Here is a 26153-nt window from a genome sequence, read left to right on the forward strand (position 1 = left end):
TGCAGGCGGCCATTGTCTTGTCTGACTCAACACTCAGTTTTTACCCTGCATCACCGGTTTGCTGGCCGGCGTACTTTTGGGGCGCGCTTTCAAGAGCCAGCTTACGCTGCCACCGGCCAGCACCGCCCACAGCGGTGAACCCAGCCCGGCGATGGTGACACCCGATGCTGCCACGACAAAGGTGAGCAAGGCGGCTTCGCGGTGGCCTTCGTCCATCAGCGCAGCGGTGAGCGAGGACGCCAGCGTACCGAACAGCGCCAAGCCAGCAGCAGTCACCACCAGCGCCTTGGGCAGCAGCAGCACCAGGCCGGCCAGTGCACCACCGGCAATGCCCAGCACGATGTAGAGCACACCGCACACCAGCCCGGCCATGTAGCGGCGTTGCGGGTCCGGATGGGCCTCCGGCCCGGTACAGATGGCGGCGATGATGGCCGCCAGCGTCACGCCATGGCCGCCCAGCGGCGCGGTGATGACTGAAACCAGCCCCAGCACGGTGACCGGCGAGCGGGCCGGAATGTGGTAACCGGAAGCAGACAGCACCGCCATGCCGGGCAAGAACTGGCTGGTAAGTGCCAGCAGTGCCAGCGGCAAGGCCAGGTTGACGAAAGCCGTCCACGACCACTGCGGCATGGTGAACAAGGGGCCGCTGCTGCCCTGCCAGCTGCCTGCCGTGCCGTACATGCCTTGCCAGCTGGCAATGGCCAGCCCCAGGCCAATGGCGGCCAGCAGCGCAAAGCGAGGAAACAGCTTGCGGCCAATGAAAAACAGTACCGTCATCGGCACCACCAGCAGCGCCTGCTGGCTGGCGGCAGCGGCCACGTCGGCAACAAAGTGGAACAGGATGCCGCCCAGCATGGCGGCCGCCAGCGAGGCCGGGAAAATCTTCATCAGCTTGTCGAAGGCACCGCTCACCCCCACCAGGGTGACAATGACGGCGGCTGCCAGGAACGCCCCCACTGCCTCGCCATAGGGCACGCCGGGCAGCGCCGCCAGCAGCAGCGCCGCGCCGGGGGTGCTCCAGGCGGTAATGACCGGAACGCGCCAGCGCAAGGTCAGCCAGATACCGGCCACGCCGGAGGCAATGGACACCGCCCATACCCAGGAGCCAAGCTGTGCCGCGCTCAGTCCGGCAGACTGGGCGGCATGCACAATGATAAGAAAGGGGCCGGAATAGCCCACCAGCAGTGCCAGCACTGCGGCAAGCCCGGCCGAAGGCGAGAAATGGGACCAGCTGAACGGCACACGATCAGCATGCGTCTGGCTGGCAGGAGACTCTCGCGGGGAAAGCGTGGACATGGATGAACTCCAGGATGCGTCAATGCACACAGGGTAAACAATGTCGGCCGGTCTGCCTTCCCACACGGCGGGCAAACAGCGTAGACTGGGCTGAATCTGTTATATAGAACAGCGATGACCGACACTCCGCTCTACCTGCATATCGCCCGCCAGCTGCAAGCGCGGCTGGACAGTGGCGAATGGCCGCCAGGCAGCCGCCTGCCTGCTGTACGTCAGCTGGCAGCCGAACACGGCGTCAATACCCTGACCGCGCTGGCGGCTTACCGCCATCTGGAAGAACAGCAGCGCGTGGTGGCACGTCCACGCAGCGGTTTCTTTGCTGCGCTGCCGCGCCATGTGGCAGAAAGCGGCCATATCACCCCGCCCGGCCCCACCGCCGCCGCGCTGGTGGATGTGGACAGCCGCATGAGCAATCTGATCCGCCTGTCGGCCTCGTCCATCCGCCAGCAATTGCACATGGCCGAGGCGCACCACAGCCTGTATCCGGCGCAGGAATTGTCACGGCGCATGCAAATGCGGCTGGCCCGTCAGCCGGAGCTGATTGGCGCTTACCTGCCCACTGCCGACCAGCAACAGCTGTACCAGCAAATACGCCGTCTGGCCTCTGGCTGGCAGCTGGATATTCCGGCCGACCACATCCTGTTCACCCAGGGCATTACCGAAGCCATCAGCCTGTCGCTGCGCCACCTCACCCGCCCGGGCGATGTGGTAGCGGTGGAAACCCCGGTGTACTTCGGCCTGCTGCAAACCCTGCAATCACTGGGCCTGAAGGCGCTGGAGATTCCCTGCACGCCGGATGCCGGGCTGTCACTGGAGGCGCTGGAATTCGCCCTGCGCCACGGTGCGCCGGTGAAATGCCTGGTGACGGTGACCAACTTCCAGAACCCCACCGGTGCGCTGATGCCGGACGACAACAAAAAGCGCCTGCTGCAACTGGCGCGCCGTCACGGCCTCACCATCATCGAGGACGATGTATTCGGCGAGCTGTATTTCGGCAACCAGCATCCGGCCCCGCTCAAGGCCTGGGACCATGACGGCGACGTGATTTACTGCTCGTCCTTCACCAAGAGCTTTGCCCCGGCCTTCCGCCTAGGCTGGCTGTCCGGCGGGCGGCACCATGCCGCGCTGGAGCGGCTGCGCGAAAGCAGCAGCCTGGTCAGCCCGGCCATCCTGCTTGGCGTGTTGTCCGAGATGCTGGCCAGCGGCGACTACGCCCGCATCAGCCAGCGCATCCGCCAGCAACTGAAACAGCAAATGGAACAATTGAGCGATGCCGTGCTGGACGCCTTCCCGCGCGGCACCCGCGTCCGGCGCCCACAGGGTGGCATGCTGCTGTGGGTGGAAGGCCCGGAAGGGCTGGACAGCCAGGCCCTGCTGGAAGCCGCGCTCTCCCGCTCCATCAGTTTTGCTCCCGGCCTGGTATTTTCTGCCGAGCCGCGTTTTGGCCACTGCCTGCGTATCAACTGCGGCCAGCCCTGGTCCACCCAGCTGGCCGAGGACATCCACCTGCTGGGCTGGCTGGCAGCAGAACAACTGGCCGGACGGCTGTGATGGATCAGGTGGATTGCGTGGTGATAGGCGCGGGCGTGGTGGGCTTGGCCATTGCCCGCCAACTGGCCATGGCCGGGCGCGAGGTGCTGGTTTGCGAGGCAGAAGGCCAGATTGGCCAGCATTGCAGCAGCCGCAACAGCGAGGTGATTCACGCCGGGCTGTACTACCCCACAGGCAGCCTGAAGGCGCGGCTGTGCGTGCAGGGCCGCAGCATGCTGTACCGCTATTGCGCCGAGCGGCACATCCCGCACCAGCGTATCGGCAAGCTGCTGCTGGCCAACACAGCTGACGACATGCCGCGCTTGCAGGATATTGCCCGCCGCGCTGTCGCCAATGGCGTGGAGGATCTGCAATGGCTGGATGCCGCCGGGGTACGTGCGCTGGAGCCGCAACTGCAAGCACATGCCGCCTTGCTGTCTCCCTCCACCGGCATTATCGATAGCCATGCCTTGCTGCAAGCCCTGCTGGCTGATGCCGAAGCCCACGGCGCGCAACTGGCCTGCCATTCCCCGCTCAGCCGTGGCCGGGTAGTGGCAGATGGCATGGAACTGGAAATCGCCGGCATCACCATCAAGGCCAGATCGGTCATCAACGCAGCCGGCGCGTGGGCACCGGCTGTCGCCAGCAGCATGGCCGGTGTTCCACGTGAAACCATCCCGACTGCCCACTATGCCCGTGGTGTGTATTTCAGCCTGAGCGGGCGTTCGCCGTTCTCGCGGCTGATCTACCCGCTGCCGGAAGCGGGCGGGCTGGGCTGCCACCTGACGCTGGATCTGGCCGGACAGGCGCGCTTCGGCCCGGATGTGGAATGGATAGACGGCGTGGACTACCAGCTGGACCCGGCGCGCGCCGCTGCCTTCTATCACAGCATCCGCCGCTGGTGGCCGCAGTTGCCGGACGGTGCATTGCAGCCGGGCTATGCCGGGGTGCGCCCCAAACTGGCAGGGCCGGGCGAGCCGGATGCCGACTTCGTCATCCAGGGCCCGGCACAGCATGGCGTGGCCGGGCTGATCAATCTGTACGGCATCGAATCCCCCGGCCTGACCAGTTGCCTGGCGCTAGCGGCGCTGGTGGGTGCCATGGCCAATCACACCACATGAGGCAGAGATGACAGACCGCCCCACCCTGCACTCCATCAATCTGGTAGCGGTCAGCCCCATGCTGATCGAAGGCCGCCGCATCATGAGTGGCATCAACAAGCTGCCGGTCAGCACCCTGCAACGGCCCGAGTCCATTGCGGTGGGCAAGCTGGGGCTGACGGGCGACGAGCAGGCCGACCCCACCGTACACGGTGGGCTGGCCAAGGCCATCTACGCCTACCCGCTGGAGCACTACCCGTTCTGGCAGCAAGCCTGCCAGCAGCATGGTTCGCGCCATGCCGGCAGCACATTGCACCACGGCATGCTGGGAGAAAACCTCACCATCAGCGGACTGCTGGAACAGGATGCCTACGTGGGCGATGTGCTGGAATTTGCCGATTGCCGGTTGCAGATTACCGAACCACGCCAGCCCTGCTTCAAGTTCCAGGCGCACATGGACATGCGCCTGGCGGTGAAGCTGATGGCGCAAAGCGGGCATTGCGGCTTTTATCTGGCGGTACTGCAAACCGGCACGCTGCGCGCCGGGGAAAGCTTCCGCATCCAGCCCGGCCCGCGAGAGCTGAGCATGGCCGAAGCCTTCCGTCGCCGCTTGCGCCGGCTGGATTGAAGCCACCGCACAAGCCGACAGCATTTGGCGAAATGCGCCGCTCATGTAGAATCAGACAGCCTCCAACACCGCAGCATACTGACAAACGACCCGCCACCATGATCATTCTCAATCAGCGCCAGCAGGAACTGCTGGGCATCGTCCATCGCGAAAGCTATGTCACCGTGGAAAAGCTGGCCGCCCATTTTGGCGTCACCCACCAGACCATACGCCGCGACATTGCGCTGATGGCGGAACACCAGCTGCTGCAGCGCTATCACGGTGGTGCCAGCGTGCTGTCCAGTGTGGAAAACGTGGCCTACAACGCCCGTCAGGTGCTGTGCATCGAGGAAAAACGCCGCCTGGCCGCGCTGCTGGCCAAGCAGATTCCCGACAATGCTTCCTTGTTCATCAATATCGGCACCACCACCGAAGAGGTGGCCAAGGCGCTGCATCGCCATCGCGGCCTCAGGGTGATCACCAACAACCTGCACGTGGCCGACATGATGTGCGACTACCCGGATTGCGAAGTCATCGTGCTGGGCGGCGTGCTGCGCAAGCGCGACCGCGGCATCACCGGCGAAGCCACGGTGCAGCTGATCCGCCAGTTCAAGGTGGACTACGGCATCATCGGCATTTCCAGCATCGAAAACGATGGCGTGCTGCGCGATTACGACTATCGTGAAGTACGCACTTCGGAAGCCATCATCCAGCAATCGCGCCAGGTGCTGCTGGCGGCGGATCATTCCAAGTTCGGCCGCCCGGCACTGGTGGAACTGGGCCATCTGTCGCAGGTGCATGCGCTGTTTACCGACAAGCCGGTGCCGCCGGAAATGCAGGCGGTGATTACCGAAGCGGGCACCCAGCTGTTTGTCGCCGACTGAGACCCGCTAAAAAGCCGCCTTGCTGTACTGTCTGCGTCGGCAGGCCCTGACCCGGATTTTCTGCGAGGTTTTGCCAGCCGCGCTGTGCGAACCTCTGCCACATCAAGCTGCCAAAAACTGTTCCAGCCCGAATGTCGAGGAGCCCCCCATGTCTGCATTCACCCGCCACACCCTGTCCATCGGCCTGTCCGCCCTGCTGCTGGCCACCACGGCCCAGGCCGAACTGAGCAAAGGTGCCCCGGCCAGCGACTTCAGCACCGAAGCCTCGCTGGGCGGCAAACGCTTTCATTACTCGCTGAACGAGGCGCTGAGCCACGGCCCGGTGGTGCTGTACTTCTACCCGGCGGCCTTTACCAGCGGCTGCACGGTGGAAGCCCACCTGTTTGCCGAAGCCACCGACAAGTTCAAGGCGCTGGGCGCCACGGTGATCGGCGTGTCCGGCGACGACATCGAAAAGCTGCAACGCTTTTCCGTGTCCGAATGCCGCAGCAAATTCCCGGTGGCGGCGGACAAGGATCGCAAGATCATGAAAGCCTACGACGCAGTGATGATTCCCGGCACCAGCTACGCCAGCCGCGTCTCCTACGTCATCACGCCGGACCATAAAGTCTGGTACAGCTATAACGCCATGGCCCCAGACCAGCATGTCAGCAACACGCTGAAGGCGCTGGAAGCGTGGAAGGCGGCGGGGCACTGAGCAGCCTCAGCCAGCCCGCGCCGCCAGCGCCGCTCCACCGATGATGGCAAGGCAAGACAGCAACAGGCTCCAGCTGGGTGTGGCCAGGCCTGCGCCCAGCAGCAACAGCGTGGAGATCAGCGGTGCGGCGTAGGACAGCACGCCAAGCAGCGGCAGATTGCCCTGCTTCATGCCGATATCCCAGGTGAAGAAGGCAATGCCCACCGGCCCCAGCCCCAGCGCCAGCACGCCCAGCCAGGCCGTCCACGGTGCAGTCCACACCGTACTCTCCCCATACAGATGACACAGCGCCGCCAGCACGGCAGTTGCGGCACAGAACCAGCCCACCGCATCGGTCGGCACCTGTGCCACCAGACGGCTGGCCACCGAGTACAGCGACCAGATCAGCGCGCACAGCAAGGCCATCAGGTAGCCAGGCAGGTACTGGCGGGCAAAACCGCCCTGCCCGCCACCCAACAACAGCCAGCAGCCACCCAGTGCCAGCAGGCCGCCCAACAGATGCCAGCGTGACAGGCGATGGCCGGGCAGCAAGGCGGAAAACAGCAGGATCAGCAGCGGCCACAAATAGGCCAGCAGGCTGACCTGCACCGCCGGGGCCAGCCGCATGGCCAGGAAATAGCAAAAGTGATAACCGAACAGCCCGCCCACTCCCAGCGCCCAGGCCAGCGGCGGCTGACGCAGAAAGCGGATAGGCGACTGAGCGGCGCGCAGCCATTTGACGAGCATCAGGCCAAAGGCCAGCGCAAAGGTCATAGCCAATAGCTGAAAGGGCGGAAACACCCCGGCCGTCAGCCGGGTCAGCAGCGCAAGGCTGCCCCATAGCAGGATGGACAGGCTACCGATCAGCGTAGCCTGGTGGCGGGTAAGCATGGGCAATACTCTCAGACAAGCAAAAGCGCAGTGTAGGCAGGATGGCGCGCGGCGACTTTGCCGGGCTGGCGGGCTTATTTGGCCGGATGGCGGAAATGGCTGGGCGCGATGCCGAAATGGCGGCGGAAGCGGTCGCTGAAGGCGGACAGGCTGGCATAGCCGCATTGCTCGGCCACCTGCTGCACCGGCAAGCTGCCCTGCTCCAGCAGCAGCCAGCCATGCTGCATGCGCTGCTCCAGCTGGTACTGGCCGGGGCTCATGCCCAGTTGGCGGCGGAACAGCTCCGACAGCTGGCGCACGCTCAGGTGTGCTGCCGCCGCCAGCTGCGCCAGGCTGATGTCCTCGGCAAAGCGCGCATCCAGCACTGCGCGGGCAGCGGCCACCCGCCGGTCCAGCCTGCTGTCGGCCCCGGCACGCTCGGCCAGTAACTGGGTGAGCAAGAGCAGCATCTGCCGCCTGCCGTTTTCTCCCGTATGAGGCCGGGAGAGCTCGGCGCGCAGAAACTCCACATAAGCCAGCATGCCGGCATCCAGCGGCAAAAAGGCAGGCAGGCTGGCCAGTTGCGGTGCCAGCGTGGCCGGAACATTGGCCACCACGAAGGCATTGTCACCGGGCGCAGCAAAGCCATGGCTGTTGCCTGCGGCAATCACCGCCAGCTGGCCGGCCTGCACCACGCCGCCACGGCCTTCGACATCCAGCTCCAGACAGCCATGCGCCGGCAGCACCAGCTGATGGTAATCATGCTGATGCTGGTGGCTTTCCTGCTGGTAACTGCGCAGCTCCAGCAACAGGTCGTCATGGCGGGACATCCGGCTATGGTAGCGGGGCGAGCTGGGGCTGGGTGCATGCTCGTACAAAAAAAATGCCCCACCGGGGTGGGTGGGGCCTACGGGAGGAGATGGGCGCAAGCCCTGATACAACAAGATACGACCACAACAAATCGTGACGCTTAGCCCGGCTGGGCGCTGTGCACTGCGGTACTGTCCGGCTGCACCGCGCACTGGCGATAACGGGCCAGCCAGTCAGTCAGCACGACACTGGCATTGGCTGGCAGGTGCAGACGCAGCTTGCTGCGTCGCCACAGGATGTCCTCGGCACTGGTCGCCCATTCCTGATCCACCAGATAACTCAATTCGGCCTCATACACGCCGGGCAGCACTTCTTCGCCCAGGTCGGCCAGGCTGCGGGCACTGCCGATCAGCGTATGCAGCCGCGTGCCGTAGCTTTTCACATAGCGCTGCACCAGAGCAGCAGGCAGCCATGGATAGCGCTGCTGGCTGGCCGCCAGGAAAGCCGCCGCATCGGCATTCGGCATGTCGCCACCGGGCAGCGGCACACCGGCCGTCCAGGTGGGCTGGTGATTACCCAGCAGCGGTGCCAGGCGGTCCACAGCTTCTTCCGCCAGCTTGCGGTAGGTGGTGATCTTGCCGCCAAACACCGACAGCATCGGCGCACCGTTATTGTCCAGTTCCAGCGAATAATCACGCGTCACGCTGGAGGCATTGCTGGCTTCGTCGTCCAGCAGCGGGCGCACGCCGGAATAGGTGCTCAGCACGTCGTCCGGGCCAATGTGGCTGTTGAAGTAGCGGTTGCTCATGCGGCACAGATAGTCCACTTCGTCGCCATCAATCTGCACGCTGCCGGGGTCGCCGTGGTATTCCACATCGGTGGTGCCGATCAGGGTGAAGTCGTTTTCGTACGGGATGGCAAAAATGATGCGTTTGTCCGGGTTCTGGAAAATATAGGCATAGGGGTGATCAAACAGCTTTTTCACCACGATGTGACTGCCTTTCACCAGACGGATGGACTTGGGTGACGGCAGCTGCAAGGTGTCTTTCAGCAGGCTTTCCACCCAGGGACCGGCGGCATTCACCACGGCGCGCGCCCTCACCTGCTCCTGACGACCATCTTCGTGTTGCAAGGTGCACAGCCAGTTTTCGCCTTCGCGCCGCGCCGCCACACAGGCGGTACGGGTGACAATGCGCGCACCGTGCTCGGCGGCCGCCATGGCGTTGAGCACCACCAGCCGGGCGTCCTGCACCCAGCCGTCGGAATAGACAAAGCCACGCTTGAATGCGGCTTTCAGCGGTGCGCCGGACGGATGTTTGGCAAAGCTGATGGTTTCCGAGCCGGGCAGTACTTCGCGCCGGGCCAGATGGTCGTACAGGAACAGCCCGCAGCGGATCATCCATTCCGGACGCTGGGCCTGGTCGTGCGGCATGACAAAGCGCAAGGGCCAGATGATGTGCGGCGCGGCCTTGAGCAGCACTTCGCGCTCCTGCAGCGCCTTGCGCACCAGACCGAACTCGTAATATTCCAGATAGCGCAGGCCGCCATGAATCAGCTTGGTACTGGCCGACGAGGTATGCGCGGCCAGATCGTCCTTTTCGCACAGCAGCACCGACAGGCCGCGGCCTGCTGCATCGCGGGCAATGCCGGCTCCATTGATGCCGCCACCAATCACCATCAGGTCGTAGGGTTTCACAGTTTCATCCTCGGTCTTGTCTGTATCCGGCTTGCGCCTGTCACTACAGGGCAAGAAGGCGGATTGCGTGTGTTGATGGTGTTAGCGTAGCGTCATACGAAGATCAATTCAACACATAATGTTCGTTTATGTTCGTTTTGTGCGTTGCAATGTGCGTATTGACCACAGCAATCTTTGTTTTCCATTCCATTTATCGCCCATCCGCTGGACCAGCCATGCCGCAGACGAAAAAAAAGCCACCCGCAGGTGGCTTGCCGGCCCCGCCAGCAGCGGGGCACCAGGAGCAACAGGTTTACAGATGGGTATAAGTGAGCGCCGCCAGCGTGCCACCCAGCAAGGAACCGACTACCGGCACCCAGGCATAACCCCAGTCGCTGGAGCCCTTGCCCGGAATGGGCAGCAGCGCGTGCATGATGCGCGGCGCCAGATCGCGCGCCGGGCTCATCGCATAGCCGGTGGTGCCGCCCAGCGACACACCGATACCCAGTACCAGCAAGGCCACCGGCAGCGCATCCATCGCACCCAGCGACAGCTTGGGCGCCACCATGCTGAGAATGGCAAACACCAGCACGAAGGTGGCCAGCACCTCGGACAGCAGATTGCCCGGCAGGCTGCGGATAGCCGGGCCGGTGCAGAAGGTGGCCAGCTTCAAATCCGCGCAGTCGGTGGTTTCGTAATGCTTGCGATACATCACCCACACCAGCAGCGCACCCATCATGCCGCCCAGCATCTGCGCCAGGATGTAACCCGGAGCTCGGGCCCATTCAAACTTGCCGGCCACCGCCAGCGCAACGGTAACCGCAGGGTTCAGATGTGCACCACTGATGGCCGCCACGCTGAATACACCGACAAACACCGCCATCGCCCAGCCAAAGGCAATCACGATCAGGCCGCTGTTATGGCCCTTGGTATTGCTCAGCAGCACATTGGCCACCACGCCATTGCCCAGCAATACCAGCAGGGCCGTTCCGATAAATTCACCAAACAAAGGGTTCATGCAGGGTCTCCGCGCCATGACTCCCGCTACCACCGGCTACTCTGGCTGATGGCTGCTCTTTCATGGCGTCAGTAACTGGCAGCAGGCCCGGGCGGGACGATCTTGCTGTCGTCCGGCCACCGGCTGCTGCCATACATCACACAGGAAATTCACACGGCCGGGCTGGCGGCACCAGGCCAGCTGCACACACCCCGGGCATGGGTGCGGTCAGCACGGACAGCCGCCGTGCGAGGGACAGTCATCAGGCGTCGGCCCAGGCCTTGGCGGCATTGACGGCGCGCACCCAGCCACGGACATTGGCATCGACCTGTTCAGCCGCCATGCCTTGCTGGAAGCGGCGGTCCAGCTGCCACTGACCCTGGATGTCCTCCACCCCAGCCCAGTAACCCACGGCCAGACCAGCCAGATAGGCCGCGCCCAGCGCGGTGGTTTCAGTAATCTTCGGCCGCACCACGTCCACGCCCAGAATGTCGGACTGGAACTGCATCAGCAGTTCGTTGACGGTGGCTCCGCCATCCACGCGCAATTCGGCAATGGCCATGCCGGTATCGGCTTCCATCGCCTTGAGCACGTCCATGGTCTGGTAGGCAATGCTGTCCAGTGCGGCGCGGGCAATGTGCGCAGCCTTGGTTCCCAGCGTGGCGCCGACGATGGTGCCGCGCGCATCCTGGTTCCAGTGCGGCGCACCCAGGCCGGCAAAAGCCGGAACCAGGTAGACGCCATCGCTATCGGCCACTTCCTGCGCCAGCGGGCCGACATCGGCCGAGTGGCGGATGATGCCCAGGCCGTCGCGCAGCCATTTCACCACCGCGCCACCAATGAAAATGGAACCTTCCAGCGCGTAATGCACCTTGCCATCCACTTGCCAGGCAATGGTGGTCAAGAGCTTGTTGGTGGATTCAATCGGCTGTTCACCGGTATTCATCATCATGAAGCAGCCGGTGCCGTAGGTGTTTTTCACCATGCCCGGACGGGTGCATTGCTGGCCGAACAAGGCGGCCTGCTGGTCGCCTGCCACGCCGGCAATCGGGATTTCCACCCCCAGATGGGCGGCATGGGTGTGACCGTACACTTCGCTGGAGCTTTTCACTGCCGGCAGCATGCTGGCCGGAATGCTCAGGATGTCCAACAGTTCGGCATCCCACTCCAGCGTGTGGATGTTGTACAGCATGGTGCGCGAGGCATTGGACACGTCGGTAACGTGTACCTTGCCGTGGGTGAAGTTCCAGATCAGCCAGCTGTCCACGGTGCCGAAGGCCAGCTTGCCGGCCTCGGCACGGGCACGCGCGCCCGGCACATTGTCCAGAATCCACTTGATCTTGCTGCCGGAGAAATAGGCATCCACCAGCAGGCCGGTCTTGCTGCGGATGATGTCGGCCAGGCCGCGTTCCTTCAGCTGGTCGCAGAAGGCGGCAGTGCGGCGGTCTTGCCAGACGATGGCGTTATACACCGGCAGGCCGGTTTCGCGGTCCCACACAATGGTGGTTTCACGCTGGTTGGTAATGCCGATGGCGGCAATGCTGCGGCCATCGATACCGGCCTTGGCCACGGCTTCGGCAGCCACACCGGCCTGCCCGCCCCAGATTTCCTGCGGGTCGTGTTCCACCCAGCCCGGCTGGGGGTAAATCTGGCGGAATTCCTTTTGCGCCAGCGATACGATGTCGCCAGCCTGGTTGAACAGAATGGCACGCGAACTGGTCGTGCCCTGATCCAGCGCCAGAATGAACTGGTTCTTCATGTGAGGTGTCTCCTTGGCAATCCAAAGGCCGTTGCTGGCCGAGCGTTTTTGCTGACTGGTTTTGACGGCAACGCCACAGGCCCTGCGCAAGGCGGGGTGGGCGGGCAATCTTTGTTATGTTGTTTTTTGTATTTATATTGTTCGTTTTATTTTCGGCTCATTCTAGTTAACACGCTTCAGCTGTCAATCAATACGCATGAAACTTTCGCCACCAGCCTGATTCCGACCACGTACCGGCGTGGCAATGCCGTTTTTGCAGCGCAAGATAGCCGAAATGCAAATGGTCTGTAAGCCTTTCACTACAAGGATTTGGCATTTTCTTGCTTTGCAGCAAACATCGCCATTTGCCGGACGAGGCAAAATAACAACACCAGCGTCAGACAACGCAAGCAAAACGCACATATCACGCACCCGGAATATTTCCCGACTGACAAGGTGGCAACACCCCGCCCAAGTGCCTGCAAGGTAGCAAAGCCACTACATGCCAGTTGTGGCAGCATGGCAAAAACCAAGAGACAGCCGTTGGCAATCCGCCAGCAGATCAGGTCCCCGGACAACACCGCGCCACGGCCACGCAGGCCGGCATCGACAAGGACAAGTACATGCTCCGCAATACCAAGATTCTCGCCACGCTGGGCCCGGCATCCAGCACCCCGCAGCAAATCCTGGCGCTGGCCCGCGCCGGGGTGAACGTATTCCGTTTGAACATGAGTCATGGCAGCCACGACGATCACCGTGCCCGGCTGGCTGCCATCCGCGCCGCCGAAACCGAGCTTGGTCGCCCCATTGGCGTGCTGGTTGACTTGCAAGGCCCCAAGCTGCGCATTGGCACCTTCCCGCAAGGGCCTGCCACCGTGCGCGTGGGCCAGCCCTACCGCTTTGTGCTGGACCAGGTGGACGGCGATGCCAGCCAGGTCACCCTGCCGCACCCGGAAGCCTTTGCCGCGCTGGAACACGGCCATCACATTCTGGTGAACGACGGCAAGCTGTCGTTTCACGTGGAACGTGTACAGGACCGGGTGATTGAAACCACCGTGGTGGTAGGCGGCGAGCTGTCCGACCGCAAGGGTTTCAACCTGCCGCAAACCATCCTGCCGCTGTCGGCCATTACCCCGAAAGACCGCAAGGACGCCGAATTCGCCCTGCAGGAAGGGGCAGACTGGATTGCGCTGTCCTTTGTGCAAACAGCTGAAGACGTACGCGAACTGCGCCAGATGATAGGCAGCAGCGTGGGCATTGTGGTGAAGATTGAAAAACCGTCGGCCGTGGACCAGCTGGACGAGATTGCCGAGCTGGCCGACGCGGTGATGGTGGCACGTGGCGACCTGGGCGTGGAGCTGCCGCCGGAAGACGTGCCGGTGGTACAGCGCCGTATCGTGCATCAGTGCCGTCACCTGGGCCGTCCGGTGATTGTGGCTACCCAGATGCTGGAATCCATGATTACCGCCCCCACCCCCACCCGTGCCGAAGCCAACGACGTGGCCACCGCCGTGTATGAAGGTGCCGACGCGGTGATGCTGTCGGCGGAAACCGCCGCCGGGTCCTTCCCGGTGGAAGCAGTACAGATCATGGACAGGGTGATCCGCCGCGTGGAAAGCGCACCGGACTACCGCCGCGTGATGGCACTGGACTACAGCGCCGCCGACGCGCCGGAACAGGCCGACGCCATTGCCGCCTGCGTGCGCAAGGTGGCCGCCATCCTGCCGGTCACCGTATCCGCCGCCTTTACTACCTCCGGTTCCACCTGCCTGCGGCTGGCGCGCGAACGGCCGCATACGCCCATCATGGGCATCTCGCCACGACTAAGCACCGCCCGCCGCCTGACCCTGGTATGGGGCGTGGTGGCCTATAACGGGCCGGATGCGGAAAACCTGGAAGACATGGTGGTGAAAACCACCTTCTGCGCCACCAAGCTGGGGCTAGCCGAACAAGGCAAGCCGATGGTGATCATCGCCGGAGTGCCATTCGGTACGCCGGGAGCCACCAACCTGTTGCGCATCGTCTATCCCTGATCATCCATCGTGGCCATCTGCCGCATGAAAAAAGCCGCCTGTGCATCATCCACTGGCGGCTTTTCATTTATTGCTGCCGAAGTTGGCAGCACCCGGACATCAGGGTGTTGCAGCGACGCGATTCATGCGCCCGGCCAGCACCGGCAGGCTTTGCAAGAAGTCATCCAGCGGTGCCGCCCACAGTGCGGCCGGGTGACGGCTCAGGCCATGGCCATCGCCATCTGCCACCGCAGGCGCATGGACAAAGCGAGTGGGGCTGCCACCAGCAGCGAAGGCCTGATGCCAGGCGACGGGTTCATCCGCTCCCCAGTACTGGTCGTTTTCGGCATACAGCCACAGATTGGGTAATACGGTGTGGCGGCCAAAGTCGGCATACAAGGCCGTCAGGGCTTGTGGCTCGCAGCTTTGTCCGGGCGATTTTTCCGGGTTGCCACCGGCACCACCGGCAAAGTTGATATAGGCCACCACGCCAGGCGGTGCGCTGGCCCCCACCGCCACCGTCAGCAGGCCGCCAACCGACTGGCCTTCCAGTACGATGGGCTGGCCCGCGCCCCAGGGCTGCCGGGCAATCCAGCGAATGGCCGCCTGCACTGCCGCACCGCCTGCCTCGGCGGTATGGCGATAATCCGGATGGCCACTGCACTGGCCCGGTGCCAGCATGCGGGCGCTGTGATATTCCGGGTCGCCGCCTCCGGTATTGCCATAACCGGGCCGGATGGGCGCCACGATGATGAAGCCCTTGGCCAGCCAGTAGGCAATCTGGCTGCGGCCCATGGGGTATTTCAGTTGATGGCGCTCCTGCGTGCTGCCGGCACGGCCATGGGAAAACAGCAGTACAGGAAACGGTCCGTCCCCTGCCGGGCGGTACAGCAGTGCCGGCATGTCCAGTGTGCTGCCAAACAGACCTGCGCCAGGCAGTGGAATGCTGACTTCCTGCGGGGCAGGCAGACTGGCAGCCCGTACCGGCAGCACCAGACTGAGGGCCAGCAGCATGGCCAGGCAGTAACAGCGACATTCACGCCACATGGTCTTGTTCCAGAATATCTGCCAGTAAGGCAGCCAGGCCGGCAGGGTTGTCTTCACTCATGGCATGGCCGGCATCAGCCAGCACATGCACGCTCACTCCATCTTGCGCAAGACTGGTCAGCCCCGGCTGAGGCAAGGAGCGCTCGCCCACCACCACACTGCGCGGCATGGAGAGTGCCAATAACTGGCTGCGCCAGCCGGGTTCACCACCCTGTACCAGCGATACCGCCGCACGGTGCACGGCAGGCGCATGACTGGCAGAGAGCGACCCGGCCCATAGCGGGCTGCCTTCACGGCTGGCCAGCCGCGCCATGCGGCGCTGGCCACGGCTGACGAATTCCTGCTCGCTCATGGCCGCCAGTGCGCGGCTGAACACTCCGCCGCCGGCATCCAGATTCGGCTCCAGCAATACCAGCCGCGCCACCTTGTCCGGGCGCAGGCTGCTGGCGGTAATGGCTACGGCCCCGCCCATGCTGTGGCCAACGATGTCCAGCTGCGGCAGGCCAAGATGATCGATCAGGCCCGCCACGGTTTCAGCATGCGCGGCCACGCTGTAGGCAAAGTCGTCCGGCCGGTCGGAAAAACCGGCACCCAGCAAATCCAGCAGCAGACGCCTGCGCCCGGCCAGCGCAGGATCGGCCGCCACGCGGGGAAAGTCGCTGGAAGCGGCACAGCCCAGGCCATGCACAAACAGCAGCGGCACACCGCTGCCGGGCAGGTCGTGATAACGCAATGCCCCATGAGGGCTGTGAAATACTTGCATGCGGATGGCGGGAAACAGATGAATTGAGCGTCGCTCAGTCTACCGCAGCCACGTGACAAGCGGCAGATGCAGACAGAATGGAAACGGAATGCAAAACAGGCCGCATCGTGCGGCCTGTCAGACTGCTGACACAGTGATTCGTGTCGAACCTACTGGACCCGGCAAAGCCGGGCCTTTCGATGAAGTGACTGATTCCGCAGCCTTTCCATCTATTCCCTATCCCCCCGCCCTTACCCTGTAAGGGTGTCTCGCTTTTCTTTCAGAAAGCGAGTGAGGCAATCAAAATCAGACAGGCCGCATCGTGCGGCCTGTCATGGTTCATCCTTGCTGGAGAAAATCAGTTCTTGCTGTAGATCTGGTCAAACACGCCGCCATCGGCAAAGTGTTTTTTCTGCGCGCTGCGCCAGTCGCCAAACACGTCCTTGAGGGTGAACAACTTCACCTTGGGGAACTGGCTGGCGTATTTGGCCGCAATCTTGGGGTCACGCGGGCGGTAGTAGTTTTCTGCTGCAATGGTCTGGCCTTCCGGGGTGTACAGGAACTTCAGATAGGCCTCGGCCTGCTTGCGCGTACCTTTCTTGTCCACCACCTTGTCCACCACCGCCACCGGCGGCTCGGCCAGAATGGAGATGGACGGGGTGACAATGTCAAACTTGTCCGGGCCCATTTCCTTTACCGCCAGCACGGCTTCGTTTTCCCAGGCCAGCAATACATCGCCCAGACCGCGCTGGGTGAAGGTCAGCGTGGCACCACGTGCGCCGGAATCCAGTACCGGTACGTGCTTGTACAGCTCGGCCACATAGGCACGGGCCTTGGCTTCGTTGCCACCGTTTTTCTTCAGCGCATAACCCCAGGCCGCCAGGTAGTTCCAGCGTGCGCCACCGGAGGTTTTCGGGTTCGGCGTGATCACCTGCACGTCATTGCGCACCAGGTCATTCCAGTCCTTGATGTTCTTCGGGTTGCCCTTCTTCACCAGGAACACGATGGTGGAGGTGTAGGGCGAGCTGTTGTCCGGCAGACGGGTTTGCCAGTTTTTCGGCAGCAAGCCTTCATCGGCCAGCACATCAATATCGTAAGCCAGGGCCAGGGTGGCCACGTCGGCAGCCAGACCATGCTGGATGGACAGCGACTGCTTGCCCGAACCGCCATGTGACTGCTTGATGGTGAGCTCTTCGCCGGTCTTTTTCTTCCATTGCTCGGCAAAGGCCTTGTTCACATCCTGATACAGCTCGCGGGTGGGGTCGTAGGACACATTCAGCAGTTCGGCTGCCTTCAGCGGTGTCACAGCCAGCAGCAGCACGGCTGCCAGCGCTTTCAGATTGGTGCGGATAGTCATGAGTGGCTCCTGAGGCGATGGGTGTCGTTTGATGGGCACAATGTAATCAGGATTTGTTTAGCACTAGAAATGATTGTTTTTCATTCTATTATTCGAAATAAGTCTATGTGGCAATAAAACCCCGGCCTCATCAAATTACCAAATGAAATATAAAAACAATTATTTATCACTTTTTAGGCTATAGATTCTGACTTATAGTTGCTGCATCTGTTTCCGGGAACCTGTCATGACCACCATTGCCGACGACTTCGATTTCATCATCCAGCCAGGCTGGAGGGGCAGCGCGGCCGATCACTGGCAAAGCCACTGGGAACAGCGCCTCAACGCCATCCGCGTGCAAAACGACAACTGGGAACAGCCGGACCTGGACAGCTGGCTGACCGGACTGGACCACGCCCTGTCGCAGGCACGCCGCCCGGCCATCGTGATTGCCCACAGCCTGGGCTGCATTACCGTGGCGCACTATGCCCGCTTGCAGCCGGGACGGATTGCCGGTGCATTGCTGGTGGCCCCGGCCGATGTGGAAAGACCCTTCGTGCCGCGCGAACTGATGCCGTTTGCCCCGTTGCCGCGCCAGCCACTGCCCTTTGTCAGCCGCGTGGTGGCCAGCGACAACGACCCGTTCTGCAAGTCTGCCCGCGCCGCACGCATGGCAGGTTACTGGCAAAGCCCGCTCACCTGGCTGCGGCAAGCCGGGCATATCAATGTGGCCTCCGGCCATCAGCAATGGGAGGAAGGACTGGCCCTGCTGCCGCCCTTGCTGGAGCGTGCCCGCGCCCAGGGCAGCCTGGCGGCCTGAGGCCGGACCGGGAACTGTCATTGACCGAACATCCTCAAAGCAGCTTTGACCACACTCTCTGGCGGTGTCACACTGCCAGCCTTGTGTCCCAGATGCCATTGCCGAAAAGGATGTCCCATGTTTGCTGCTAGCCCGATCAAGACCGCCATTGCCGCCCTTGCACTGACCCTGCCGATGCTGGCTCATGCCGATGCCGCACAGGATGCCGCCGCCAAGGAACTGGCCCAGGTGATCGGCCTGAACAATATGCCGAATGATCTGGCCAACCGCACCACCGCTTCTGCCGGCCCGCTGCTGCAGGAATATCTGGTGAAGAACAAGGTCAACCTGAGCCCGGAACAGCAAAAGAAGGCCCAGGACGGCTTCAAGACCTATGCTGATGGCGTGCACAAGACCGCCGCTGACTATTTCAACTCTGCCGCTGTGAAAAAGCAGTTCGAGCAGGAAGTGGTCAAGAGCTACAGCGCGCAGTTCTCTGCCGCGGAAATGCAGCAGATCGTGGCCTTCTACAAGACCCCGGCCGGCCAGAAGCTGATGAAGCAACAGCCGGTGGTGATCGACAACATCATGAAGAACATGCTGACTGCCGCCGAAAAGACCCTGCTGCCGAAAATGCGCACGGCCGCCGAAACCTACGGCAAGTCCATCAGCAAATAAGGTCGCGCATGACAATGAAAAACGGCCCTGCGGGGCCGTTTTTCATTGATCCTGATGTGGCACCATCAGCACACTCTTGGTGAACATGCAGGGCTCAGCACCCACATTGTGATAGCTGCATGGCTGATCCAATGCAAAAGCCAAGGACTGCCCGGCTTGCAGCACATGGGTTTGCTGTTGCAGCGGTAACTGTAATTGCAGCTGTCCGGCCAGTACATACAGCAGCTCCTGACAGCCGGGCGCGTCAGCCTCGGCCAGATAGCTATCCCCGGCCGCCAGCTGCCAGCGCCACAGCTCCAGTGTCACACCGGGTTTGACCACCGACTCCAGCAGGCTGGCATGGCTGTCTGCCTGCTCGCCCTGCCAGATGCGCAGCGGCAAGGCCCGGGCCTTGTCGCTTGACGACGGCGGGCGCACCACGTCGACAAAACTCAGCCCCAGTGCCGAGGCCAGCTTGTCCACCGTCGCAATGCTGGCATTGCTTTCCCCGGCCTCGATATTCACCAGCATGCGGCGGCTGATGCCCGCCCGCGTGGCCAGCACTTCCTGACTGTAGCCTTGCTGCAGGCGTGCCAGACGCAGATTGTCTGCCACGTTTTGCATGACTTGCAGCGAACCGTTTGCTTCCTTGCTCATGGCCATGTGCAATATATTGCCCAAATGGTGATTTGTGCATTATATTTCACAGACTCCCCACCCGCAACGAGAGCACGTCCATGACACCGCTGACCGCCACCGCCGGCCTGCAACCCGGCCCATCCCGCCTGCCCGACCTGGTGCTGATCGGCGTCACCATGATCTGGGGCTTTACCTTTCTGGTGGTGCAGCACGCGCTGCAATGGGCTGGCCCCTTCAGCTTTGTCAGCCTGCGCTTTGGCGTGGCCGGCCTGATTGCCCTGCTGCTGAGCTGGCGCGAGCTGCAGGGCCTGACCCGGCGCGAGCTGCTGACCGGCGCACTGGTAGGCAGCGTGCTGTTTGGCAGCTACAGCCTGCAGACGCTGGGTTTGCAGCTGATTCCCAGCAGCAAGTCGGCCTTTCTCACCGGCCTGTATGTACCGCTGGTGCCCTTGTTCCAGCTGCTGCTGTTCCGCCACCGGCCACGGCTGGCGGCCTGGCTGGGCATCATCGTGGCCTTTGGCGGGCTGGTGCTGTTGTCCGACCCGCGTGGCCTGCAATTCAATTTCGGCGCAGGCGAATGGCTGACTGTGGCCGGGGCCGCCATGATTGCGCTGGAAATCAGCCTGGTGGGCCGCTTTGCCGGCCAGTGTCACCCGCGCCGGGTGGCGGTGGTGCAATTGCTGACCGTGTCCTTGCTGGCTGCACTGGGCTGGCAACTGAGTGGCGAAGCCGCGCCACAGCCGCATCCGGTATTGCTGGTCAGCCTGCTGGGTATGGGGCTGGCCACCGCCGTCATCCAGATCGCCATGAACTGGGCGCAAAAAACCGTCCCCGCCACACGGGCCACCGTGATTTATGCGATGGAGCCGGTATGGGCGGGCCTGCTTGGCGCACTGGCCGGCGAACAACTGGGGCTGATGGCCATCAGCGGTGCCGCGCTGATTGTGGCCAGCGTGCTGATCAGCCAGTTGGGCGGGCGTCAGGGCCATTAGGCGGAAAACAATGCACAAATAGTTGTTTTTGCTGGGTGTTGTCGCTTTAATGGGTGTTTTGCGCCGCACAAGGTACTGGCCATGTCGCACAGTTTTTTGCTGTATACCCTCACCTGCCTGGCCCTGGTGGCGGCACCGGGCCCGGACAATCTGCTGGCCATTGCCCGTGGCCTGTCGCAGGGCAAGCGGGCAGCGGCCATGTCGGCGCTCGCCTCCGGCTGTGCCATCTTCGTGCATGTCACGGCGGCATCGCTGGGGCTGACCGCACTGTTGCAGGCCTCAGCCACCGCCTTCCTGCTGGTGAAGCTGGCTGGCGGCTGCTATCTGGTCTACCTCGGCTGGCAGGCCATCCGCCACCGCACCCTGGTGCGTTTTTCCCGTATCGACCCCTTGCCGCTGTGGCAGGTGTTCCGCAGCGGCTTTCTGTCCGGCAGCCTCAACCCCAAGGTGGGCATCTTCATCATGGCCTTCGTGCCGCAATTCATCAGCACCGGTCAGGGCAGTGTGGCCGGGCAGATGATGTTGCTGGGCGGCTGGTTTGCCTTGCTGACAACATTGGGTTTTGGCCTGATGGGCATCAGTGCCAGCCATCTGGCGCGCTGGATAGCCGCCCGGCCACGCCTGATTGCCGGGCTGAATATCAGTGCCGGTCTGGCGTTTATTGCAGCAGGTTTGTCCGTGGGGTTTGCCAAGGCGGCAAAGGCGTGATTACCCTAGCCGCTTATCTGATTACCCCTGTTTGTCTGTCATGAAAATCGTCAATCTGCTCAAAGGCCTGTTCATCATCGTGCTGGCGCTGGCCGTGCTGCTGTGGCTGTATGGCACCTTCAACAATCAGCCGCTGTTCGTCACCACCGCCATGTGGATGGGCGACGCGCTGGTGATGATTCCGGCTTATCTGATTCCCAGCATCACCGGCTGGCTGGTGAAAAGCCCCCGTCTGCAAAAAGTGGTCCTCATCAATGTGCTGGGCGGCTGGCTGCTGCTGCCGTGGATCGTGGCCATGGGCATGGCCATCAAGCGTGACGATTTGCGCACCGAGGACTGACGCCGCCGTGCATGCAGCTTGATGATGGCGGCAGCCTTCCCGTAAGCTGCCGCCATGTCTGCACACACCTCCCCCTCTCGTCTGGCCGCCTTGCTCGCCCCGTTCTTGCACGACCGGCTGCTGCATGTGCTGCTGTTACTGATGCTGCTGCTATGGCTGCCACAGCCCGCGGCGGCCAGCCAGTTTGTCCACTGGATAGACTGGCCCACCATCACCACCCTGTCCGGCCTGCTGTTGCTGACCAAGGGCGTGGAAGCAAGCGGTTATCTGAGTCATCTGGGTCGCCTCATCATCAACCGGCTGACGCGGGAAAGATCGCTGGCGCTGTTTCTGGTGGGCATGTCCGCCCTGCTGTCCACCGTGCTCACCAATGATGTGGCACTGTTCATCGTGGTGCCGCTCACCCTCAGCCTGCGTGGTATTGCCGGCCTGCCCATTGGCCGGCTGGTGATATTCGAAGCGCTGGCGGTGAATGCCGGTTCGCTGCTCACCCCGATCGGCAATCCGCAGAACATCTTGCTGTGGCAGCTGTCCGGCCAGTCCTTTGCTGCGTTTACCTGGCAGATGGCCCCGCTGGCACTGGGCAGTATGGCACTGCTGCTACTGGCCACCGCCCTGGCGTTTCCCGGCCAGCGCATTCATGCCGAACTGCACGACGACGCCAGCGGCTATCAGCCCGGTCTGTTGTGGAGCTGCGCCTTGTTGTACATCGGCTTTATCGTGGCGCTGGAATCCGGCCATGCGCTATGGGGCCTGGCTGCGGTGCTGGCCGGCATGGCCCTGTTGCGCCCGGCCCTGCTGCTGGCGGTGGATTGGAGCCTGATTGCCGTGTTCATGCTGATGTTTGTCGATATCCGCCTGCTGACCGGGCTACCGCTGGTACGCCACTGGACCGATGCCGTGGCCGGGCTCAGTAGCGGCGGCCTGTACCTGACCGCACTGCTGGGTTCGCAGCTGATCAGCAATGTGCCTGCCACCATCCTGCTGGTGAAATACAGCAGCGCCTACAAGGTGCTGGCTTATGCGGTGAATGCCGGTGGTTTTGGCTGTGTGCTGGGTTCTCTGGCCAACCTGATTGCCCTGCGCATGGCGGGCGAGCGCGGCATCTGGCTGCGTTTTCATCTGTATTCCCTGCCCGCGCTGCTGCTGGCAGGCGTGCTGGGCTACTGCCTGCTCTGACATCCCGTCCCGCCATTCCACGCAAAAAAGCCCGGTCACCGTGACGGTGCCGGGCCAAGCTCCTGATGACTAGCCGTGCTTACAAAGAGGGCAGCAAGCCAGCCGCGACAAAGCGGTTGTAACTGCCGCTGGCCACCAGCGCAGCGGCCTTCTCGATATCCGGTGCGAAGTAGCGGTCCTTGTCGTAGAACGGCACTTGCGCACGCAGTTCGGCCTTGGCTTCTTCCAGCTTGGCGCTGGCCTTGTGCGGGGCGCGGAAGTCCACACCCTGGCAGGCGGCCAGCAGTTCCACCGCCAGAATGCCGGCAGTGTTACCGGCCATGTCGCGCAGACGGCGACCGGCAAAGGTGGCCATCGACACGTGGTCTTCCTGGTTGGCGGAAGTCGGCAGGCTGTCCACCGAGGCCGGGTGGGCCAGCGATTTGTTTTCCGAAGCCAGTGCCGCGCCGGTGACCTGGGCAATCATGAAGCCGGAGTTCACCCCGCCGTTATTCACCAGGAAGGGCGGCAGCTTGGACAGGTTGCTGTCGATCAACAGTGCCATGCGGCGCTCGGACAGCGAGCCGATTTCCGCCAGTGCCAGCGCCAGATTGTCGGCGGCAAAGGCCACTGGCTCGGCGTGGAAGTTGCCGCCGGACAGGATGTCGTTGTCGTCGGCAAACACCAGCGGGTTGTCCGATACCGAGTTGGCTTCCACTTGCAGCACGCTGGCGGCGTGGCGGATCTGCGTCAGGCAGGCACCCATCACCTGCGGCTGGCAGCGCAGGCTGTACGGGTCCTGCACCTTGCCGCAGTTTTCGTGCGAGTGTTCGATTTCGCTGTGTTCCAGCAGCGCACGGTAGGCGCTGGCGGCATCGATCTGGCCGGCATGGCCGCGCACGGCGTGAATGCGGGCATCAAACGGGGTGCGGCTGCCCTGCGCGGCTTCCACCGACATGGAGCCCGCCACCACGGCAGAGGCAAACAGGTCTTCCGCGGCAAACAGGCCTTCCAGCGCAAAGGCGGTGGACGCTTGCGTGCCGTTGAGCAGGGCGAGGCCCTCTTTCGGGGCCAGGGTGATCGGTTCCAGACCAGCCGCCTGCATGGCTTCACGGCCATGTACGCGCTGGCCGTTGACGAAGGCTTCACCCTCGCCGATCAACACTGCGCTCATGTGCGACAGCGGGGCCAGGTCGCCGGACGCGCCCACCGAACCCTTTTGTGGAATCACCGGGTAGATGCCGTGGTTGAACAGCGTGACCAGCGCTTCGATCACCTGACGGCGGATGCCGGAAAAACCACGCGCCAGCGAGTTGATTTTCAATGCCATCACCAGACGCACGGTGGAATCGTCCATCGGCGCGCCAATACCGGCAGCATGCGACAGCACGATGGAACGTTGCAGCAATTCCAGCTCGTCCGGTGCAATGCGGGTATTGGCCAGCAGGCCAAAACCGGTGTTGATGCCGTAGGCGGTGCGGCCTTCGGACAGCACGCGTGCCACGGTGGCGGCAGAAGCGTCGATGCCGGCGTGGCAGGACGGGTCCAGTTGCAGCTTGAGGCCGGTTTCACGTGAAACGCGGCGCAGGTCGGCCAGTGTCAGTTGGCCCGGTACGATATTGAGAATGCTCATGGTTTCAGTCTCTATTGATTGTCAGCTGGCCTCACGCCCGCAGGCGCGGCCAGCCATGTTCTTGTTGTAGCGCCAGCCCTGCCTAAGCAGGCAGGGTGATGGCACTAAATAGCGTGATGCCTGCACAGAGAATGGCCGAGTCAAGGCGCGCCGACGCAGACAGTACATGGAGTACGGCAAGGAGGCGCAACGCTGGATCGGGCATGCTCTACCCGGCTTATTTCAGCATCGGCAGGTCCAGGCCCTGCTCGCGCGCGCAATTTTTGGCGATGTCGTAACCGGCATCGGCATGACGCATCACGCCGGTACCCGGGTCGTTACGCAGTACACGGCCCACGCGCTTGGCGGCTTCATCCGTGCCGTCACACACGATCACCACGCCGGAGTGCTGCGAGAAGCCCATGCCCACGCCACCACCGTGATGCAAGGACACCCAGGTGGCGCCGCCAGCGGTATTCAGCAGGGCGTTGAGCAGCGGCCAGTCGGACACGGCATCCGAACCATCCAGCATGGATTCGGTTTCGCGGTTGGGCGAAGCCACCGAGCCGGAGTCCAGATGGTCGCGGCCGATCACGATCGGCGCCTTGAGTTCGCCATTCTTCACCATTTCGTTGAAAGCTGCACCCAGACGGGCGCGGTCTTTCAGGCCCACCCAGCAGATACGTGCCGGCAAGCCCTGGAAGCTGATGCGCTCACGCGCCATGTCCAGCCAGTTGTGCAGGTGCGGGTCATCCGGAATCAGTTCCTTCACCTTGGCGTCGGTCTTGTAGATGTCTTCCGGGTCGCCGGACAGCGCCACCCAGCGGAAGGGGCCGATGCCTTCGCAGAACAGCGGGCGCACATAGGCCGGGACAAAACCGGGGAAGTCGAAGGCATTCTCTACGCCCTCTTCCAGCGCCATCTGGCGGATGTTGTTACCGTAGTCCAGCGTGGCGGCACCGCGCTGTTGCAGGGTCAGCATGGCGCGCACTTGCACGGCCATGGACTTCTTGGCGGCAGCGGTGATTTCAGCGGCGTCGGTCTTTTGCTTGGCGCGCCATTGTTCCACCGTCCAGCCTTGCGGCAGATAGCCGTGTACCGGGTCGTGAGCGGAGGTCTGGTCGGTCACCACATCCGGGGTGATGCCACGGTTCACCAGCTCGGTGAACACGTCGGCGGCATTGCCCAGCAGGCCGACGGACACCGCCTTGCCGCTTTGCTTGGCGTCTTCGATGATGGCCAGCGCCTCGTCAAGCGATGTGGCCTTGCGGTCCACGTAACGGGTTTTCAGGCGGAAGTCGATGCGGGTTTCATCACATTCCACGGCAATCATGCTGAAGCCGGCCATGGTGGCGGCCAGCGGCTGGGCACCACCCATGCCACCCAGACCACCGGTCAGGATCCAGCGGCCTTGCGGCTTGCCGTCGAAGTGCTGGTTGGCCACGGCAAAGAAGGTTTCGTAAGTCCCCTGCACGATGCCTTGCGAGCCGATGTAGATCCAGGAGCCGGCGGTCATCTGGCCGTACATCATCAGGCCCTTCTTATCCAGCTCGTTGAAGTGCTCCCAGTTGGCCCAGTGCGGTACCAGGTTGGAGTTGGCAATCAGCACGCGCGGCGCGTCGGTGTGGGTGTTGAACACGCCCACCGGCTTGCCGGACTGGATCAGCAGGGTCTGGTCGTCTTCCAGACGCTTGAGCACGTCCAGGATGGTGTCGAAACATTCCCAGTTGCGGGCGGCGCGGCCGATGCCGCCATATACCACCAGGCTTTGCGGATGCTCGGCCACTTCCGGGTCCAGATTGTTCTGGATCATGCGGTAGACGGCTTCGGTCAGCCAGCTTTTGCAGGAAAGTTCGGTGCCGCGCGGGGCGCGGATCACACGGGTCGGGTCGAAGCGGCTGTCTTGTTGTGCTGCGCTCATTGCTGTC

Annotated in this window: 24 protein-coding genes; 12 read left to right on the forward strand and 12 right to left on the reverse strand. The window is 62.9% G+C overall.

The window, feature by feature from the left end; all coding sequences use genetic code 11:
• Positions 1-33 precede the first annotated feature (33 nt).
• A complete protein-coding gene (locus ACE3SE_RS06815; protein ID WP_374554327.1) occupies positions 34-1296 on the reverse strand; it encodes a benzoate/H(+) symporter BenE family transporter in 1263 nt (420 codons plus the stop codon).
• A 114-nt stretch (positions 1297-1410) separates the two neighbouring features.
• On the opposite strand from ACE3SE_RS06815, the gene ACE3SE_RS06820 reads away from it, so the two are divergent.
• The 5 genes from ACE3SE_RS06820 to ACE3SE_RS06840 all read left to right on the forward strand — a co-directional run bounded on the left by ACE3SE_RS06820 (position 1411) and on the right by ACE3SE_RS06840 (position 6114).
• Positions 1411-2847, forward strand: coding sequence for an aminotransferase-like domain-containing protein (locus ACE3SE_RS06820; RefSeq protein ID WP_045845987.1), 1437 nt, complete (start codon positions 1411-1413; stop codon positions 2845-2847).
• On the forward strand, positions 2847-3947 hold the full coding sequence (locus ACE3SE_RS06825) for an NAD(P)/FAD-dependent oxidoreductase (protein WP_374554328.1): 1101 nt from the start codon (positions 2847-2849) through the stop codon (positions 3945-3947). Before ACE3SE_RS06820 ends, ACE3SE_RS06825 begins: the two co-directional genes overlap by 1 nt.
• Positions 3948-3954: 7 nt before the next feature.
• A complete protein-coding gene (locus ACE3SE_RS06830; RefSeq protein WP_374554329.1) occupies positions 3955-4554 on the forward strand; it encodes an MOSC domain-containing protein in 600 nt (199 codons plus the stop codon).
• Between the two features lie 98 nt (positions 4555-4652).
• Complete coding sequence (locus ACE3SE_RS06835; RefSeq protein WP_445290648.1) at positions 4653-5417, forward strand: DeoR/GlpR family DNA-binding transcription regulator; 765 nt, start codon at positions 4653-4655, stop codon at positions 5415-5417.
• A 148-nt stretch (positions 5418-5565) separates the two neighbouring features.
• Positions 5566-6114 (forward strand): peroxiredoxin, encoded by a 549-nt coding sequence (locus ACE3SE_RS06840; protein ID WP_045845983.1) that lies wholly within the window; start codon positions 5566-5568, stop codon positions 6112-6114.
• Positions 6115-6120: 6 nt separating this feature from the next.
• Here the strand turns inward: ACE3SE_RS06840 and yddG are convergent, their stop codons facing one another.
• The 5 genes from yddG to glpK form a co-directional block, all read right to left on the reverse strand.
• Positions 6121-6984 (reverse strand): aromatic amino acid exporter YddG, encoded by an 864-nt coding sequence (gene yddG, locus ACE3SE_RS06845; RefSeq protein ID WP_374554330.1) that lies wholly within the window; start codon positions 6982-6984, stop codon positions 6121-6123.
• Between the two features lie 74 nt (positions 6985-7058).
• Complete coding sequence (locus ACE3SE_RS06850) at positions 7059-7793, reverse strand: helix-turn-helix transcriptional regulator (protein ID WP_131356919.1); 735 nt, start codon at positions 7791-7793, stop codon at positions 7059-7061.
• Positions 7794-7933: 140 nt separating this feature from the next.
• Positions 7934-9469 carry a glycerol-3-phosphate dehydrogenase gene (gene glpD / locus ACE3SE_RS06855; RefSeq protein ID WP_374554331.1) on the reverse strand — a complete coding sequence of 512 codons (1536 nt, stop codon included), beginning with the start codon at positions 9467-9469 and terminating at the stop codon, positions 7934-7936.
• 292 nt (positions 9470-9761) lie between these two features.
• The gene (locus tag ACE3SE_RS06860; protein WP_045845980.1) at positions 9762-10466 is read right to left on the reverse strand and encodes an MIP/aquaporin family protein; all 705 of its coding nucleotides are present in this window, start codon (positions 10464-10466) and stop codon (positions 9762-9764) included.
• 241 nt (positions 10467-10707) lie between these two features.
• Positions 10708-12204 carry a glycerol kinase GlpK gene (gene glpK / locus ACE3SE_RS06865; protein WP_374554332.1) on the reverse strand — a complete coding sequence of 499 codons (1497 nt, stop codon included), beginning with the start codon at positions 12202-12204 and terminating at the stop codon, positions 10708-10710.
• Positions 12205-12806: 602 nt separating this feature from the next.
• Here glpK and pyk point away from each other — a divergent pair.
• Entirely contained in the window at positions 12807-14216 is a 1410-nt protein-coding gene (gene pyk, locus ACE3SE_RS06870; protein ID WP_374554333.1) for a pyruvate kinase, read from the forward strand.
• A 99-nt stretch (positions 14217-14315) separates the two neighbouring features.
• Here the strand turns inward: pyk and ACE3SE_RS06875 are convergent, their stop codons facing one another.
• The 3 genes from ACE3SE_RS06875 to ACE3SE_RS06885 all read right to left on the reverse strand — a co-directional run bounded on the left by ACE3SE_RS06875 (position 14316) and on the right by ACE3SE_RS06885 (position 17341).
• Entirely contained in the window at positions 14316-15299 is a 984-nt protein-coding gene (locus ACE3SE_RS06875; RefSeq protein ID WP_374554334.1) for a dienelactone hydrolase family protein, read from the reverse strand.
• Complete coding sequence (locus ACE3SE_RS06880) at positions 15232-16005, reverse strand: alpha/beta fold hydrolase (RefSeq protein ID WP_374554335.1); 774 nt, start codon at positions 16003-16005, stop codon at positions 15232-15234. The genes ACE3SE_RS06875 and ACE3SE_RS06880 overlap by 68 nt, the downstream gene beginning before the upstream one ends.
• A gap of 337 nt (positions 16006-16342) precedes the next feature.
• Entirely contained in the window at positions 16343-17341 is a 999-nt protein-coding gene (locus ACE3SE_RS06885) for a sulfate ABC transporter substrate-binding protein (protein ID WP_045845977.1), read from the reverse strand.
• Positions 17342-17567: 226 nt separating this feature from the next.
• Between ACE3SE_RS06885 and ACE3SE_RS06890 the strand changes: the two genes are divergently transcribed.
• Both ACE3SE_RS06890 and ACE3SE_RS06895 read left to right on the forward strand, forming a co-directional pair.
• Positions 17568-18140, forward strand: coding sequence for an RBBP9/YdeN family alpha/beta hydrolase (locus ACE3SE_RS06890; protein ID WP_199104330.1), 573 nt, complete (start codon positions 17568-17570; stop codon positions 18138-18140).
• Between the two features lie 117 nt (positions 18141-18257).
• A complete protein-coding gene (locus ACE3SE_RS06895; RefSeq protein WP_045845975.1) occupies positions 18258-18797 on the forward strand; it encodes a DUF2059 domain-containing protein in 540 nt (179 codons plus the stop codon).
• A 42-nt stretch (positions 18798-18839) separates the two neighbouring features.
• Here the strand turns inward: ACE3SE_RS06895 and ACE3SE_RS06900 are convergent, their stop codons facing one another.
• A complete protein-coding gene (locus ACE3SE_RS06900; protein WP_374554336.1) occupies positions 18840-19433 on the reverse strand; it encodes a helix-turn-helix domain-containing protein in 594 nt (197 codons plus the stop codon).
• An 80-nt stretch (positions 19434-19513) separates the two neighbouring features.
• Here ACE3SE_RS06900 and ACE3SE_RS06905 point away from each other — a divergent pair, with 80 nt between their 5' ends.
• The 4 genes from ACE3SE_RS06905 to ACE3SE_RS06920 all read left to right on the forward strand — a co-directional run bounded on the left by ACE3SE_RS06905 (position 19514) and on the right by ACE3SE_RS06920 (position 22634).
• On the forward strand, positions 19514-20407 hold the full coding sequence (locus tag ACE3SE_RS06905) for a DMT family transporter (protein ID WP_374554337.1): 894 nt from the start codon (positions 19514-19516) through the stop codon (positions 20405-20407).
• 81 nt (positions 20408-20488) lie between these two features.
• On the forward strand, positions 20489-21115 hold the full coding sequence (locus tag ACE3SE_RS06910; RefSeq protein ID WP_374554338.1) for a LysE family translocator: 627 nt from the start codon (positions 20489-20491) through the stop codon (positions 21113-21115).
• 40 nt (positions 21116-21155) lie between these two features.
• Positions 21156-21455, forward strand: a complete 300-nt coding sequence (locus ACE3SE_RS06915; RefSeq protein ID WP_374554339.1) for a superinfection immunity protein — start codon at positions 21156-21158, stop codon at positions 21453-21455.
• Positions 21456-21509: 54 nt separating this feature from the next.
• A complete protein-coding gene (locus ACE3SE_RS06920) occupies positions 21510-22634 on the forward strand; it encodes an SLC13 family permease (RefSeq protein WP_131356897.1) in 1125 nt (374 codons plus the stop codon).
• 79 nt (positions 22635-22713) lie between these two features.
• Here the strand turns inward: ACE3SE_RS06920 and hutH are convergent, their stop codons facing one another.
• Positions 22714-24246 (reverse strand): histidine ammonia-lyase, encoded by a 1533-nt coding sequence (hutH, locus tag ACE3SE_RS06925; RefSeq protein ID WP_374554340.1) that lies wholly within the window; start codon positions 24244-24246, stop codon positions 22714-22716.
• A 217-nt stretch (positions 24247-24463) separates the two neighbouring features.
• Complete coding sequence (hutU, locus tag ACE3SE_RS06930) at positions 24464-26146, reverse strand: urocanate hydratase (protein ID WP_374554341.1); 1683 nt, start codon at positions 26144-26146, stop codon at positions 24464-24466.
• Positions 26147-26153: the final 7 nt, after the last annotated feature.

This window comes from Aquitalea pelogenes (assembly GCF_041914625.1).
Classification (GTDB): Bacteria; Pseudomonadota; Gammaproteobacteria; order Burkholderiales; family Chromobacteriaceae; genus Aquitalea; species Aquitalea pelogenes.

Bases quoted from the DNA above. Each gene is read 5' to 3' on its own strand.
- ACE3SE_RS06895 (WP_045845975.1), top strand. From the start codon at position 18,258: ATGTTTGCTGCTAGCCCGATCAAGACCGCCATTGCCGCCCTTGCACTG.
- glpK (WP_374554332.1), bottom strand. From the start codon at position 12,204: ATGAAGAACCAGTTCATTCTGGCGCTGGATCAGGGCACGACCAGTTCG.
- ACE3SE_RS06915 (WP_374554339.1), top strand. From the start codon at position 21,156: ATGAAAATCGTCAATCTGCTCAAAGGCCTGTTCATCATCGTGCTGGCG.
- hutH (WP_374554340.1), bottom strand. From the start codon at position 24,246: ATGAGCATTCTCAATATCGTACCGGGCCAACTGACACTGGCCGACCTG.
- pyk (WP_374554333.1), top strand. From the start codon at position 12,807: ATGCTCCGCAATACCAAGATTCTCGCCACGCTGGGCCCGGCATCCAGC.
- ACE3SE_RS06890 (WP_199104330.1), top strand. From the start codon at position 17,568: ATGACCACCATTGCCGACGACTTCGATTTCATCATCCAGCCAGGCTGG.
- ACE3SE_RS06905 (WP_374554337.1), top strand. From the start codon at position 19,514: ATGACACCGCTGACCGCCACCGCCGGCCTGCAACCCGGCCCATCCCGC.
- ACE3SE_RS06840 (WP_045845983.1), top strand. From the start codon at position 5,566: ATGTCTGCATTCACCCGCCACACCCTGTCCATCGGCCTGTCCGCCCTG.
- ACE3SE_RS06920 (WP_131356897.1), top strand. From the start codon at position 21,510: ATGTCTGCACACACCTCCCCCTCTCGTCTGGCCGCCTTGCTCGCCCCG.
- ACE3SE_RS06860 (WP_045845980.1), bottom strand. From the start codon at position 10,466: ATGAACCCTTTGTTTGGTGAATTTATCGGAACGGCCCTGCTGGTATTG.
- ACE3SE_RS06820 (WP_045845987.1), top strand. From the start codon at position 1,411: ATGACCGACACTCCGCTCTACCTGCATATCGCCCGCCAGCTGCAAGCG.
- ACE3SE_RS06830 (WP_374554329.1), top strand. From the start codon at position 3,955: ATGACAGACCGCCCCACCCTGCACTCCATCAATCTGGTAGCGGTCAGC.
- ACE3SE_RS06885 (WP_045845977.1), bottom strand. From the start codon at position 17,341: ATGACTATCCGCACCAATCTGAAAGCGCTGGCAGCCGTGCTGCTGCTG.
- hutU (WP_374554341.1), bottom strand. From the start codon at position 26,146: ATGAGCGCAGCACAACAAGACAGCCGCTTCGACCCGACCCGTGTGATC.
- ACE3SE_RS06825 (WP_374554328.1), top strand. From the start codon at position 2,847: ATGGATCAGGTGGATTGCGTGGTGATAGGCGCGGGCGTGGTGGGCTTG.
- ACE3SE_RS06880 (WP_374554335.1), bottom strand. From the start codon at position 16,005: ATGCAAGTATTTCACAGCCCTCATGGGGCATTGCGTTATCACGACCTG.
- ACE3SE_RS06850 (WP_131356919.1), bottom strand. From the start codon at position 7,793: ATGTCCCGCCATGACGACCTGTTGCTGGAGCTGCGCAGTTACCAGCAG.
- ACE3SE_RS06835 (WP_445290648.1), top strand. From the start codon at position 4,653: ATGATCATTCTCAATCAGCGCCAGCAGGAACTGCTGGGCATCGTCCAT.
- ACE3SE_RS06910 (WP_374554338.1), top strand. From the start codon at position 20,489: ATGTCGCACAGTTTTTTGCTGTATACCCTCACCTGCCTGGCCCTGGTG.
- ACE3SE_RS06900 (WP_374554336.1), bottom strand. From the start codon at position 19,433: ATGAGCAAGGAAGCAAACGGTTCGCTGCAAGTCATGCAAAACGTGGCA.
- ACE3SE_RS06815 (WP_374554327.1), bottom strand. From the start codon at position 1,296: ATGTCCACGCTTTCCCCGCGAGAGTCTCCTGCCAGCCAGACGCATGCT.
- yddG (WP_374554330.1), bottom strand. From the start codon at position 6,984: ATGCTTACCCGCCACCAGGCTACGCTGATCGGTAGCCTGTCCATCCTG.